Raw genomic sequence first — 14,023 nt, forward strand, 5'->3', positions numbered from 1 at the left:
CAGGACGCCGCCCCGCACGTCTTCTCCCTGCTGGAAAATCAGGGGCTGGCGAAGCACGAAGAGGACGACGGCGCTCAGCCCGATGACATCACCCGCACGCCGCCGGTGTACCCCTGCTCGCGCGCCTCGCGCCTGCAACAGCTAATGCGCGGCGACGAAGGGTATCTGCTGGCGCTGGCTTACTCCACCCAGCGCGGCTACGGGCGCAATCACCCGTTTGCCGCCGAGATCCGCAGCGGCTATGTGGCGCTGGAAATAGTACCGGAAGAGCTGGGATTTGCGGTAAACGTCGGCGAACTGCTGATGACCGAATGCGAAATGGTGAACGGCTTTGTCGCGCCAGAAAATGACTCTCCCCATTTTACCCGCGGCTACGGGCTGGTGTTCGGCATGAGCGAACGCAAAGCGATGGCAATGGCGCTGGTAGACCGCGCCCTACAGGCACCCGACTACGATGAAACGGTCACGGGACCGGCGCAGGACGAAGAGTTCGTGCTGGCGCATGCGGATAACGTCGAGGCGGCGGGTTTTGTTTCCCACCTCAAACTCCCCCACTACGTCGATTTCCAGGCCGAGCTGGAACTGCTCAAACGCCTGCAACAGGAGGCCGTCCGTGACCGCTAATCTTTCCGGCTACAATTTTGCTTATCTCGATGAACAAACGAAACGCATGATCCGCCGGGCACTGCTGAAAGCGGTCGCCATTCCGGGGTATCAGGTGCCGTTCGGCGGGCGTGAAATGCCCATGCCCTACGGCTGGGGCACCGGCGGTATTCAGCTTACCGCCAGCGTGATAGGTGAAGCTGACGTGCTGAAGGTCATCGACCAGGGCGCGGATGACACCACCAACGCGGTGTCCATTCGCAACTTCTTCAGGCACGTAACCGGGGTAAACACCACCGACGCGACCTGCGACGCGACGCTTATTCAGACCCGTCACCGCATCCCGGAAACGCCGCTCACGGAAGATCAGATTATTATTTTCCAGGTGCCGATCCCCGAACCGCTGCGCTTTATCGAGCCACGCGAGACGGAAACCCGCACCATGCACGCGCTGGAAGAGTACGGCGTGATGCAGGTGAAGCTGTATGAGGATATCGCCCGCTTCGGCCATATCGCCACCACCTACGCCTATCCGGTCAAGGTCAACGGGCGCTACGTGATGGATCCGTCACCCATCCCAAAATTCGACAACCCGAAAATGGACAGGATGCCCGCGCTGCAGCTGTTCGGGGCCGGGCGTGAAAAACGCATCTACGCCGTACCGCCGTATACCCGAGTCGAGAGCCTCGATTTCGACGATCACCCGTTTACCGTGCAGAGCTGGGATGAACCCTGCGCCATCTGCGGTTCCACCCACAGCTATCTCGACGAAGTGGTGCTCGACGACAGCGGCAAACGGATGTTTGTCTGCTCCGACACCGACTACTGCCGCCAACAGAGCGAGGCCCTTAGCCAATGACGCAACCGCTGCTTTCCGTCAATAACCTGACCCATCTCTACGCGCCGGGCAAAGGCTTCAGCGATGTCTCTTTTGACCTGTGGCCTGGCGAAGTGCTGGGCATTGTGGGCGAGTCCGGTTCCGGCAAAACAACCCTGCTGAAGTCGATTTCCTCGCGCCTGACGCCGCAGTCTGGCGAAATTGTGTATCAGAACCGTTCGCTGTACGGCATGAGCGAAGCCGACCGTCGCCGCCTGCTGCGCACCGAATGGGGCGTAGTACATCAGCACCCGATGGACGGCCTGCGCCGTCAGGTTTCGGCGGGCGGTAATATCGGCGAACGCCTGATGGCCACCGGCGCACGCCACTATGGCGACATCCGCGCTACCGCGCAGCGCTGGCTGACCGACGTCGAAATTCCCGCCTCGCGCATCGACGATCTGCCCACCACCTTCTCCGGCGGCATGCAGCAACGTTTACAGATTGCCCGCAACCTCGTCACCCATCCCAGGCTGGTATTTATGGATGAACCCACCGGTGGGCTGGACGTCTCGGTACAGGCCAAACTGCTGGACCTGCTGCGCGGCCTGGTGGTGGAACTGGATCTGGCCGTGGTGATTGTCACCCATGATTTGGGCGTGGCGCGCCTGCTGGCAGACCGTTTACTGGTGATGAAACAGGGTCAGGTGGTGGAAAGTGGATTAACCGACCGCGTGCTCGACGATCCGCATCATCCGTACACCCAACTGCTGGTGTCGTCGGTGTTGCAGAACTGATTTTTTGTTGTGCCGGATGGCGGCTTACGCCTTATCCGGCCTACAGGTGCGTTTTTTGTAGGCCGGATAAGCGCAGCGCCATCCGGCAATAAGAACCATGAGGCTCAAATGATCCGCGTAGAAAATGTCAGTAAAACCTTTGTACTGCACCAGCAAAACGGCGTACGCCTGCCGGTGTTGCACAACGCCACTCTGGACGTAAAAAGCGGTGAGTGCGTGGTGTTGCACGGTCACTCGGGCAGTGGGAAATCAACGCTGCTGCGTTCGCTGTACGCCAACTATCTGCCGGACACCGGCCATATTCATATTCAGCACGGCGACGAGTGGGTGGATCTGGTGCAGGCTCCGGCGCGGAAAGTGCTGGAAGTGCGCCGTTCCACCATCGGCTGGGTCAGCCAGTTCCTGCGCGTGATCCCCAGGGTCTCGGCGCTGGACGTGGTGATGCAACCGCTGCTGGATCTGGGCGTCTCCCGCGACGTGTGTGCGGCCAAAGCGGCGCGCCTGCTGGAACGTCTGAACGTCCCGGAAACGCTGTGGCATCTCGCCCCATCGACCTTTTCCGGCGGCGAGCAGCAGCGCGTCAACATTGCGCGCGGGTTTATCGTCGATTACCCGATTTTACTGCTCGATGAGCCCACCGCGTCGCTGGATGCCAAAAACAGCGCCGCCGTAGTGGCACTGATAGAAGAAGCCAAAGCGCGCGGCGCGGCAATTGTCGGTATTTTTCACGATCAAACCGTTCGCGACCGCGTGGCGGACCGTTTGCACCTGATGGGAAACACAGCATGATTATCAATAACGTAAAGCTGGTGCTGGAAGACGAAGTGGTACAGGGATCGCTGGAAATGGAGGGCGGCGTGATTCGCGCCTTTACCGAAAGCCAGAGCCGTCTGCCCGAGGCGCTGGACGGTGAAGGTGGCTGGCTGCTGCCGGGGCTTATCGAACTGCACACCGATAATCTCGACAAATTCTTCACCCCGCGCCCGAAGGTGGATTGGCCCGCGCATTCGGCGATGAGCAGCCATGACGCGCTGATGGTCGCCAGCGGCATCACCACCGTGCTGGATGCAGTGGCGATTGGCGATGTTCGCGACGGCGGCGATCGCCTGGAAAATCTGGAAAAGATGATCAATGCGGTGGAAGAAACGCAGAAGCGCGGGGTCAACCGCGCCGAGCATCGTCTGCATCTGCGTTGCGAACTGCCGCACCACACCACCCTACCGCTGTTTGAAAAACTGGTCGGGCGCGAACCGGTGACGCTGGTTTCACTGATGGATCACTCGCCGGGCCAGCGCCAGTTCGCCAACCGCGAAAAATACCGGGAATATTATCAGGGCAAGTATTCACTTACCGATGAGCAGATGGCCCGCTATGAAGAGGAGCAGTTAGCCCTCGCGGCGCGCTGGTCGCAGCCCAACCGGACCGCCATCGCGCAGATTTGTCGCGAACGCCATATTGCGCTGGCAAGCCACGACGACGCTACCCATGGCCATGTTCTCGAATCACATCAACTTGGCAGCGTGATCGCCGAGTTTCCCACCACCTTTGCAGCCGCAGAGGCTTCACGCCAGCACGGCATGAACGTGCTGATGGGCGCACCTAATATCGTGCGCGGCGGCTCGCACTCCGGCAACGTCGCGGCGCATAAGCTGGCTGAACTGGGGCTGTTGGATATTCTCTCCTCTGATTACTACCCCGCCAGCCTGCTCGACGCAGCGTTTCGTGTAGCGGACGACGATGCCAACCGTTTCACGCTGGCGCAGGCGATTCATCTGGTGACCCGTAATCCGGCGCGGGCGCTGAATCTCGACGATCGCGGTGTTATCGCTGAAGGTAAACGCGCGGATCTGGTGCTGGCGCACCGCAAAGGCGATCACGTGCATATCGACCACGTCTGGCGGCAGGGAAAAAGGGTGTTCTGACTATGGGAAAACTAATCTGGCTGATGGGGCCGTCCGGCTCCGGTAAGGACAGCCTGCTGGCCGAACTCCGCCAGCAGGAACAGGCGCAACTGCTGGTGGCGCATCGTTACATTACCCGGGCCGCCAACGCCGGGAATGAAAACCATATTGCGCTGAGCGAACAGGAGTTTTTTACCCGCGCCGGACAGAACCTGCTGGCGCTGAGCTGGCATGCCAACGGCTTGTACTACGGCGTCGGCGTGGAGATTGACCTCTGGCTACACGCCGGGTTTGATGTGGTGGTAAACGGCTCCCGCGCCCATCTGCCACAGGCAAAATCACGCTACGGCGCGGCGCTGCTGCCGGTCTGTTTGCAGGTATCACAAGACGTGTTGCGCCAGCGCTTACTGGCGCGCGGGCGAGAAAATGAAACGGAGATTGTCGCCCGTCTTGAACGTGCGGCCCGCTATGCGCCAGAGGACTGCCATACGCTAAACAATGACGGTAGTCTGCTACAGTCAGTGAATACATTGCTCACACTGATGGGACGTAAGCATTCTTATGCCTGAGAGCGCACGGACCCGTAGGCCGGATAAGACGCCTGCGTCGCCATCCGGCTATACATGACCAGGGGAGCAACAATGAGCTTAACGATCACTTTAAGCGGCACCGGCGGCGCGCAACTGGTGCCGGTTTTTGGCTGCGACTGCCCCGCCTGCCAGCGGGCGCGTATTCAATCGCAATATCGCCGCCGACCCTGCAGCGGCGTGGTCAAATTCAACCATGCCGTGACGCTGCTCGACGCGGGGATCCCGCATCTGATGGACGACTGGCCCGCCGGCAGCTTCCGCCAGTTTCTGCTCACCCACTACCATATGGATCATGTGCAGGGGCTGTTTCCGCTGCGCTGGGGCGTGGGGAAAACGATCCCGGTATATGGGCCGCCGGATGAACAGGGCTGCGACGATCTGTTTAAGCATCCCGGCATTCTCGACTTCAGCCACACCGTCGAACCGTTTGTGGTGTTTAATTTGCAGGGGTTGCAGGTGACACCGCTGCCGCTCAACCACTCAAAGCTGACGTTTGGCTATCTGCTGGAAACCGCGTACAGCCGCGTGGCGTGGCTCTCTGATACCGCCGGGCTGCCCGACAAAACGCTGACGTTTCTGGGCAACAATCAGCCGCAGGCGATGATCATCGACTGTAGCCATGCCCCGCGCACGCAACCGCCGCGCAACCACTGCGATGTAAATACCGTGATTGCGCTCAATGACGTTATCCGCTGCCCACGGGTGATTCTGACCCACATCAGCCATCAGTTCGACGAGTGGCTAATGCATAATCCGCTACCGACAGGCATCGAAGCCGGGTATGACGGCATGGAGATTGTGCTGGATCAAGCGGAGACACTTCATAATAAGACTTGTTAACAGGTCTTTCCCATCCTATATTAAGACCAGTTAAATGGTCTTAAGGAGCGATTATGCCACATATCATTTTAAGCGACACCACCGCCAGCGTGAGTGAGCTAAAAAAGAACCCGATGGCGACTGTTAGCGCAGGGGATGGGTTTCCGGTCGCAATCCTGAACCGTAACCAGCCCGCCTTTTATTGTGTTCCCGCTGAGCTTTACGAAAAAATGCTTGATGCGCTGGACGATCAGCAACTGGTTAAATTAGTCCATGAACGGAACCAACAGCCACTGGTGGATGTTGATCTGGACAGCTATTTATGAGTTATACGGTAAAGTTCAGGGAAGATGCGCTGAAAGAATGGCAAAAATTGGATAAAACCATTCAGCAGCAGTTTGCCAAAGAACTTAAGAAATGCGGTGAAAATCCGCATGTCCCCTCCGCGAAGCTCAGGGGAATAAAAGATTGCTATAAAATCCAACTACGCACTTCAAGGTTCCGTCTTGTTTATCAAGTTATTGACGACACCCTGGTCATCGCTGTCGTTGCCGTCGGTAAACGCGAGCGTAGTGAAGTTTATAATCTTGCCAGCGAAAGACTACGTTAACGATCGTAATCGTCTTCCATTCTACGTTCTTCATCTTCCAGCTGACGCCGTTCCTGATCGAGCCGACGCTGGCGGTCATCCAGCTGCCGACGGCGGTCTTCAAACTGGCGGCGACGATCGTCATATTGCCTGCGGCGATCGTCGCTTACCTGGCGTTGCCAGCTTTCGTCGCGCGAGTCATCGTAATCCCGATTATTATCAGGCTTATAGGCGTCGCTGACGGCGCGTTGAATATTGCCGATGGCGTCATCAATAATATCCGCCTGCGCCGACACGGTGGTCAGCATCAGCAAACTGAAAAAAAAGATCGTCGGGGAGCGTGTCATAAACCAGCCTCAAAAAGAAACTCGCCCCACGGTAATCAAAGCGCTTGCTCACGAGTAGCGGAGGAATCTCAATTGCGCGGATGACGCAGCGCCTGCGCCAGCTCCCCGCGGGTAAACGGTTTTCGCAGTAGCGCCACCTCCGGCAGGGCCGGGTTGTGTGCCGGACGCAAATCCTGACCGCTGATCAGAAGGATACTCAACTGCGGGTAATGCTTTAGCGCATGGTTAACCACATCCACGCCGCTTAATCCACCGGGCAGCATGAGGTCGCTGATCAGAATGTCGATCTCTGAAGATGCGGCAAGCAAGTGCATCGCCTGCTCGCCGTTGGCGGCCTCCAGCGTCAGATAACCCAGCAGGTGGAGCTGCTCACACAACGTCTGGCGCACATCGGCCTCATCTTCGAGCACCAACACCAGTTTCTCACCGCTGTTCGCCGCATGTTCCACCACAGGGATGTCCTGAGGCTGCACCGGCACAATGGCGCGCGGAAGCTGTAACCGGACCGTGGTCCCTTGCCCCGGCGCGCTCTCAATTTCCACCCGACCACCAGACTGACGCACAAAACCGTACACCATCGACAGCCCCAGTCCGCTGCCGCTGCCGGTCTGTTTGGTGGTGAAGAACGGTTCAAAGACCTGCGCTTTGATCTCCTGCGACATCCCACAGCCCTGGTCGGCCACCTCCAGCATCACCATGTCCTGCTTGCGTCCGTCGCTGCGCGTGACCCGCTGATTCCAGCTGCGAATTTTAATCGTACCCGCCTGCCCGTCCATCGCATCACGGGCGTTCATCACCAGATTAATAATGGCGTTTTCCAGCTGGCTGACGTCGATCCACGCCGGCCAGGCGGGTGACTGCGCTTCAATCTCCAGCGTCAGCGTCGCCGGTAGCGAATGGCGCATCAGCTCCCCCAGGTTCTCCAGCAACGTTTTCAACTCCACCGCATGTGGGTGCAGCGATTGCTTGCGCGAAAAAGCCAGCAGTCGCTGGGTCAGCAGCGCCCCGCGCTCGGCGGCTTTTAGCGCCCGGTTGATACGCGGCGCATCGGGCGCGTCCGGACTGACCAAATCCAGGCTGCCAATAATCACCGCTAGCAGGTTATTGAAATCATGCGCTAATCCACCCGTTAACTGCCCCACCGCCTTCAGCTTTTGGCTGTGCAGTAACGCTTCTTCCAGCCCCTGACGCTCGGTGCGGTCGATTTCCATCTGCGTCGTTTTTTCTTTCAGCAGCCGAGTGGTGTGTTCAAGCGACGCCGTATTGCGGGCAAACACGCTAAAGGCGCGCGCCAGCTCTCCCAGCTCATCGCGCCGCTGCAGGGCCGGCACGCTGACGTCCGATTCGCCATGCGCCAGCCGGGTCATCGCCCGCGAGATAGCCGTCAGGTTCGAGCCTAAGTTGCGGTAGATATACCAGCCGGCAAAGCCGGTGATCACCACCGCCAGCAGCGCAAAAATCATGATAAACAGCACGCCGGACTGCAGTTCCTGATGGCTTTGCGCCACCCGCTGCTCGGAGATACTCGCCACCTGTGAGACATACTGGTTGATATCGCTGTTGAGGATCGCCACCAGCGCTTTGATATGGAACATATACCAGCTGATTGCCAGGTCACTCTGTTCCAGCGCGGACGAAAGCGGCTCCAGCTTATGCAGTTCCAGGTTGAAGTCGCTAAGAATACGACTCACCAACTGGCTGGGGTTTTGCAGAACAAGCGCGGGCATCACGCCGCCCAACTGTTTGATTACCGAACGCGGCGTCGGCGTTTCAATAGCGGCAACGATCAGGCGGTCCATCTGCCTCAGCAGCGCGTCATCCTGCGCGCCGGTGAGTTTTTGCAGATGGCGTAAATAACTTTGATTCTGGTACAACGAACTGAGCAGAGCATTACGTTCCAGATGCCGCAACTGCCCGCGCTGCAGCATGCCTTCCACACTGCTTTGCAGTTCGTTACTGCGCTGGATAATGCGTTCGACCAGCCCCGGTTCCTGCTGCGCCAGCGGGGCGCTGGCCAGCTGTTCCAGCGAATGCTTGAGCGCGCGCTGGGTCTCCTGTAGCCGTTCCGCTTCACCTTTGTATTCCAGCGCCCCCACGACCTGTGAGAGCCGCACCGCCGCCGTCGCGACGTTCGCCGTGTCGCGCGCCAGATTCATGCTGCCGGTCATGTCATCAACGGTTTGCTGTTGCACCTGTTCCTGGATCTGGCTGGCGTGCTGAAACCCCAGCACCGCCACCCCGCTGACCATCAGCGTGACCGCCACCACCAGCAGATTGAAGAACAGCAATCGCCCGCGCGCACTGGCGAAAAAGTGACGTCCGGGTTGCGGCATATCACGCTCCATGAAGAAAAATCGCAATATGACAAATATGAACGGCTTCTGACATTTTGCATTTACATTCCTGTGATGGACTGCTGATATCGGCCACCCCGCAGGAGATCCGTTATGAGCAAGACACCGGTTCTGGAGATGCGCAACATTGCCAAAGCATTCGGCAAATTTTACGCGCTGAAAGGGGTCGATTTAACGGTGTGGTCCGGCGAAATCCACGCCCTGATGGGTGAAAACGGCGCCGGGAAAAGTACCCTGATGAAGATCCTCGCCGGGGCCTATACCGCCACCAGCGGTGAGATCTTAATTGACGGTCAGCCCTTTCATATTCGCGGACCCAAGGATGCGCTGAGCGCTGGCATCACGCTGATTTATCAGGAGATGCAGCTCGCGCCAAATCTGACGGTAGCGGAAAATATCTTTCTTGGCAGCGAACTGTCGTGCGGTGGTTTGGTACAGCGCAAAGAGATGGTGATGCAGGCGCAAAAGGTCATCGACCGGCTCGGGGCACAATTTAAGGCCAGCGATCGGGTCATGACGCTGACCATCGCCGAGCAGCAGCAGGTCGAAATCGCCCGCGCCCTGCACCGTAACAGCCGCATCCTGGTCATGGATGAACCCACCGCCGCCCTCTCTTCACGTGAAACCCACCGCCTGTTTGAGCTGATCATGCGCCTGCGTGATGAAGGGATGGCAATTATCTACATCAGCCACCGCATGGCGGAAGTATATGAACTTTCGGATCGCGTCAGCGTGTTGCGCGACGGGCAGTACGTCGGCAGCCTGACCCGCGACAAGCTTAACGCCTCTGAACTGGTGCGTATGATGGTCGGCCGCCCGTTAAGCGATCTGTTCAACAAAGAACGCGATATCCCTTTAGGCAAGGCGCGCCTGAACGTGCATCACCTGACCGATGGCAACAAAGTCCAGCCGTGCAGTTTACTGGTGCGTTCCGGGGAGATTGTCGGCCTGGCCGGGCTGGTCGGCGCCGGTCGCTCCGAGCTGGCGCAGCTGATATTTGGCGTGCGCAAAGCCATCAGCGGCATGATTGAAGTCGACGGCGAGCCGGTGGTGATCCACTCCCCGCGTGAGGCCATCGATCACGGTATCGGCTTTCTGACCGAGAACCGCAAAGAACAGGGGCTGTTTTTAGAGCTGGCGGCGGCTGAAAACATCACCATGGCCACGCTGGAGCGTGACGCCAACTGGGGCATGCTCAACCGCAAAAAAGCGCAGACCATCTCCGATGACGCCATTCAGTTGCTCAACATCCGCGTACCCCACGCGCAGGTCCGCGCGGGCGGACTATCCGGCGGCAATCAGCAAAAATTACTTATCTCGCGCTGGGTCGCGATTGGCCCACGCATTTTGATCCTCGACGAACCCACGCGCGGCGTGGACGTCGGCGCCAAAAGCGAGATATACCGGATCATGAACGAAATGGCGCGCAAAGGTGTGGCGATCTTAATGATCTCCAGCGAACTGCCGGAAGTGGTCGGCATGAGTGACCGGGTGTACGTGATGCGCGAAGGCAGTATTGCCGGTGAGCTGAACGGACAAAGCATTACTCAGGAAAATATTATGACGCTGGCAACCGGCGTGAACGACTCCCATCATCAGGCGGTGTCCCATGAATAATCCAACCCCTTCCCAGCCGGTGGCCAAATCCGCCTCGGCGAAAAAAATGTTGATGGGCGATCTGATGCAAACGGTCGGTATCTTGCCCATTTTAATCCTGATTGTGGCGGTATTTGGCTTTATCGCACCCAACTTTTTTACCGAAAGTAACCTGCTCAACATCACCCGTCAGGCGTCGATCAACATCGTGCTGGCAGCGGGGATGACCTTCATCATTCTCACCGGTGGGATCGACCTTTCCGTCGGTTCCATTCTCGGCACCACCGCGGTGGCGGCGATGGTCGTGTCGCTGATCCCGGAGCTGGCGCTGTTGTCGATTCCGGCGGCATTGATGCTTGGCCTGGCACTGGGGCTGTTTAACGGCGCACTGGTCGCTTTTGCCGGACTGCCACCGTTTATCGTCACCCTTGGCACCTATACCGCACTGCGCGGCGCGGCTTACCTGCTGGCGGACGGCACCACGGTTATCAACTCCAATATCAGCTTCGAGTGGATCGGTAACAACTACCTCGGGCCGATCCCGTGGCTGGTGGTGATTGCGTTGGCGGTCATTGCGGTGTGCTGGTTCATTCTGCGTCGCACCACGTTGGGCGTTCATATTTACGCGGTGGGCGGCAACATGCAGGCCGCACGGTTAACCGGTATCAAAGTGTGGCTGGTGCTGCTGTTCGTCTACGGCATGAGCGGGCTGCTTTCCGGCCTCGGCGGGGTGATGAGCGCCTCGCGACTGTACAGCGCCAACGGCAACTTGGGCATGGGCTATGAGCTGGACGCCATCGCCGCGGTGATCCTCGGCGGCACCAGTTTTGTCGGCGGGATCGGCACCATCACCGGCACGCTGGTGGGGGCGTTGATTATCGCTACGCTCAATAACGGCATGACGCTAATGGGCGTGTCTTATTTCTGGCAACTGGTGATCAAAGGGGCGGTGATCATCATAGCGGTGCTCATCGACAAATACCGTACCCGACACCATCAAAGTGCATAGACAAGCTTACTGGCCTACATATTCGTAGGCCTGATAAGCGCAGCGCCATCAGGCGTATAACAACAATACCCTACGTGAGGAAACGAGTATGCGTTTGAAGCCATTAGTGACCGCGCTCTGTGCTGGCGCACTGCTTGCCGCGACGCCGTATGTGCAGGCAAAAGAACTGAAATCCATCGGCGTAACGGTCGGCGATCTTGCCAACCCGTTCTTCGTGCAGATAACCAAAGGTGCAGAACTGGAAGCGCGCAAGCTGGCGGGGGATAACGTCAAAGTGACGCTGGTGTCCAGCGGCTACGATCTCGGTCAACAGGTGTCGCAGATAGACAACTTTATTGCCGCTAAAGTCGACATGATCATTCTTAACGCGGCAGATTCCAAAGGCATCGGCCCGGCGGTAAAACGGGCGAAAGACGCGGGGATTGTGGTCGTCGCCGTTGACGTGGCAGCGGAAGGCGCTGACGCCACCATCACCTCCGACAACACCCAGGCCGGCGAAATGGCCTGTAAATACATCACCGACCGCCTGAAAGGGAAAGGCAACGTCGTTATCATCAACGGGCCGCCGGTTTCCGCCGTGCAGAACCGCGTAGAAGGCTGCCAGACCGAGTTCAAACGCCACCCGGACATCAAGGTGCTGTCGCATAATCAGAACGCGAAGGGCAGCCGTGAAGGCGGGCTGGAGATCATGACCGCTCTGCTGGCGGCCAATCCGAAGATCGACGGCGTGTTCGCCATTAACGATCCGACAGCGATCGGGGCCGATCTGGCTGCAAAACAGGCGCAGCGTAGTGAATTCTTTATTGTCGGCGTCGACGGATCGCCAGACGGCGAAGAGGCGCTGAAGCGGGAAAACTCATTATTTGTGGCGACCCCGGCACAAGATCCGCAGGTGATGGCAGCCAAAGCGGTCGAAATCGGCTATGACATATTGCAGGGTAAACCCGCGCCGAAAGAGCCCGTGCTGATCCCGGTGACGATGATCGATAAGAACAACGTCGGCAGCTATAAGGGTTGGACGGTGAAATAAGTCGCCACAACAACGCCGGATGGCGGCAAAAATGCCTTATCCGGCCTACAAGATCGCTATGAATTTGTAGGCCGGATAAGCGCAGCGCCATCCGGCATTATATTAAGGAGAATTCTGTCCATGAAACGCTCCGCAATAAATGAGATTCTGGGTCACACGCGCCAGTTTTTTTCCTTGCACGACGTGCATCTCCCACCCTTCGCCAGCTTCCCACCCACCCAATGGCGCAAACTCGACGCCGGAGCCTGGAGTGAAGTCTTTGACCTCAAACTCGGCTGGGACGTCACCGCATTCGGCGGTGATAACTTTGCCGCCCTGGGCTTAACGCTGTTTACCCTGCGTAATGGTTCACCAAAAGGCATGCCCTATGAGAAATGCTACGCCGAAAAAATCATGCACGTCCGCGATGGCCAGGTGACACCCATGCATTTTCACTGGCGCAAACGCGAAGACATTATCAATCGCGGCGGCGGTAATTTGATTGTGGAACTGTGGAACGCCGGAGTCAGAGAACAAACGGAAGACAGCGACGTCAGCGTAGTGATTGACGGCTGCCGGCAAACGCATGCAGCGGGCAGCCAGCTGCGCCTAACGCCAGGGGAAAGCATCTGCCTGACGCCCGGTCTGTATCATAGCTTCTGGGCCGAAGAAGGGTTTGGCGACGTGCTGGTTGGCGAAGTTTCTTCGGTTAACGACGACGATCACGATAACCATTTCCTACAACCCATCGCCCGCTATAACGACATTGAAGAAGACGAACCGACGCTGCTGGTGTTGTGTAACGAATATCGCCTGTTCCGCTAACCAAGGAGCGCATTATGCCGTTGATTTCCCTCGCCGATGGTCTCGCCCATGCCCGCGAGCACCGCTATGCCTTAGGCGCGTTTAACGTTCTGGATTCGCACTTCCTGCGTGCGCTGTTTGCCGCCGCGAAGCAGGAACGATCGCCATTTATTATCAACATTGCCGAAGTGCATTTTAAATATATCTCGCTGGATTCTCTGGTTGAAGCGGTAAAGTTCGAAGCCGCACGCCATGACATTCCGGTGGTGCTTAACCTCGATCACGGCCTGCATTTTGAGTCGGTGGTGCGGGCGCTGCGCTTAGGCTTCAGCTCGGTGATGTTCGATGGTTCTACGCTGGAGTACGAGGAGAATATTCGCCAGACCCGCGAGGTGGTGAAGATGTGCCACGCCGTCGGCGTGTCGGTGGAAGCGGAGCTGGGGGCCGTCGGCGGCGATGAAGGCGGAGCGCTGTACGGCCATGCCGACGAGTCGCTGTTTACCGACCCGATGCTGGCACGGGATTTCGTCGACAGAACCGGCATTGATGCCTTAGCCGTCGCCATTGGCAATGCCCACGGCAAGTACAAAGGCGACCCCAAACTCGACTTCCCGCGGCTGGACGCCATTCGACAGCAGGCGGCGATCCCGCTGGTACTGCACGGCGGCTCCGGCATTAGCGACGACGATTTCCGTCGCGCCATCGAGCTTGGCATCCACAAAATCAACTTCTATACCGGTATGTCACAGGCGGCGCTGGCGGCGGTGGAGTCGCGGATGAACAACCGC

The 14,023-nt window shown here is 58.2% G+C and carries 16 protein-coding genes; 14 read left to right on the forward strand and 2 right to left on the reverse strand.

What is annotated here, in order from left to right; translation table 11 throughout:
- The 9 genes from FDX01_RS23280 to FDX01_RS02950 all read left to right on the forward strand — a co-directional run.
- Positions 1-624 (forward strand): carbon-phosphorus lyase complex subunit PhnI (locus tag FDX01_RS23280; RefSeq protein WP_249360844.1); only part of this gene is annotated, 624 nt, incomplete at its 5' end.
- A gap of 46 nt (positions 625-670) precedes the next feature.
- A complete protein-coding gene (gene phnJ / locus FDX01_RS02915) occupies positions 671-1,462 on the forward strand; it encodes an alpha-D-ribose 1-methylphosphonate 5-phosphate C-P-lyase PhnJ (protein WP_137399228.1) in 792 nt (263 codons plus the stop codon).
- Positions 1,459-2,217 (forward strand): phosphonate C-P lyase system protein PhnK, encoded by a 759-nt coding sequence (phnK, locus tag FDX01_RS02920; protein ID WP_115259672.1) that lies wholly within the window; start codon positions 1,459-1,461, stop codon positions 2,215-2,217. Before phnJ ends, phnK begins: the two co-directional genes overlap by 4 nt.
- 108 nt (positions 2,218-2,325) lie before the next feature.
- Positions 2,326-3,006 (forward strand): phosphonate C-P lyase system protein PhnL, encoded by a 681-nt coding sequence (gene phnL / locus FDX01_RS02925; protein WP_137399195.1) that lies wholly within the window; start codon positions 2,326-2,328, stop codon positions 3,004-3,006.
- Positions 3,003-4,139 (forward strand): alpha-D-ribose 1-methylphosphonate 5-triphosphate diphosphatase, encoded by a 1,137-nt coding sequence (gene phnM, locus FDX01_RS02930; protein ID WP_137399196.1) that lies wholly within the window; start codon positions 3,003-3,005, stop codon positions 4,137-4,139. Before phnL ends, phnM begins: the two co-directional genes overlap by 4 nt.
- Before the next feature lie 2 nt (positions 4,140-4,141).
- Positions 4,142-4,687 carry a ribose 1,5-bisphosphokinase gene (phnN, locus tag FDX01_RS02935; protein WP_096758664.1) on the forward strand — a complete coding sequence of 182 codons (546 nt, stop codon included), beginning with the start codon at positions 4,142-4,144 and terminating at the stop codon, positions 4,685-4,687.
- A gap of 72 nt (positions 4,688-4,759) precedes the next feature.
- Positions 4,760-5,548 carry a phosphonate metabolism protein PhnP gene (gene phnP / locus FDX01_RS02940; protein ID WP_137399197.1) on the forward strand — a complete coding sequence of 263 codons (789 nt, stop codon included), beginning with the start codon at positions 4,760-4,762 and terminating at the stop codon, positions 5,546-5,548.
- Between the two features lie 53 nt (positions 5,549-5,601).
- Positions 5,602-5,853 (forward strand): antitoxin, encoded by a 252-nt coding sequence (locus FDX01_RS02945; protein WP_137399198.1) that lies wholly within the window; start codon positions 5,602-5,604, stop codon positions 5,851-5,853.
- A complete protein-coding gene (locus FDX01_RS02950; RefSeq protein ID WP_137399199.1) occupies positions 5,850-6,137 on the forward strand; it encodes a type II toxin-antitoxin system RelE/ParE family toxin in 288 nt (95 codons plus the stop codon). Before FDX01_RS02945 ends, FDX01_RS02950 begins: the two co-directional genes overlap by 4 nt.
- On the opposite strand, the gene yjdP is transcribed toward FDX01_RS02950, so the two are convergent.
- Positions 6,134-6,463 carry a DDRRRQL repeat protein YjdP gene (gene yjdP, locus FDX01_RS02955; protein ID WP_096758667.1) on the reverse strand — a complete coding sequence of 110 codons (330 nt, stop codon included), beginning with the start codon at positions 6,461-6,463 and terminating at the stop codon, positions 6,134-6,136. The two genes, FDX01_RS02950 and yjdP, sit on opposite strands and share 4 nt — an antisense overlap.
- A 68-nt stretch (positions 6,464-6,531) precedes the next feature.
- Positions 6,532-8,796 carry a hybrid sensor histidine kinase/response regulator gene (locus tag FDX01_RS02960; protein WP_137399200.1) on the reverse strand — a complete coding sequence of 755 codons (2,265 nt, stop codon included), beginning with the start codon at positions 8,794-8,796 and terminating at the stop codon, positions 6,532-6,534.
- A 114-nt stretch (positions 8,797-8,910) separates the two neighbouring features.
- Between FDX01_RS02960 and FDX01_RS02970 the strand changes: the two genes are divergently transcribed.
- From FDX01_RS02970 to FDX01_RS02990, 5 genes are all read left to right on the forward strand, one after another.
- Entirely contained in the window at positions 8,911-10,434 is a 1,524-nt protein-coding gene (locus tag FDX01_RS02970; RefSeq protein ID WP_137399201.1) for a sugar ABC transporter ATP-binding protein, read from the forward strand.
- Positions 10,427-11,422 (forward strand): ribose ABC transporter permease, encoded by a 996-nt coding sequence (locus FDX01_RS02975; RefSeq protein WP_115259679.1) that lies wholly within the window; start codon positions 10,427-10,429, stop codon positions 11,420-11,422. Before FDX01_RS02970 ends, FDX01_RS02975 begins: the two co-directional genes overlap by 8 nt.
- 88 nt (positions 11,423-11,510) lie before the next feature.
- Positions 11,511-12,452 carry an ABC transporter substrate-binding protein gene (locus FDX01_RS02980; RefSeq protein ID WP_096758671.1) on the forward strand — a complete coding sequence of 314 codons (942 nt, stop codon included), beginning with the start codon at positions 11,511-11,513 and terminating at the stop codon, positions 12,450-12,452.
- 120 nt (positions 12,453-12,572) lie between these two features.
- Positions 12,573-13,256, forward strand: coding sequence for a D-lyxose/D-mannose family sugar isomerase (locus FDX01_RS02985; RefSeq protein WP_137399202.1), 684 nt, complete (start codon positions 12,573-12,575; stop codon positions 13,254-13,256).
- A gap of 14 nt (positions 13,257-13,270) precedes the next feature.
- The coding region (locus FDX01_RS02990) for a ketose 1,6-bisphosphate aldolase (protein WP_249360845.1) at positions 13,271-14,023 on the forward strand (753 nt) is incomplete at its 3' end.

Origin of the sequence: Citrobacter sp. wls613, from assembly GCF_005281195.1 — a bacterium.
GTDB lineage: Bacteria > Pseudomonadota > Gammaproteobacteria > Enterobacterales > Enterobacteriaceae > Citrobacter > Citrobacter gillenii.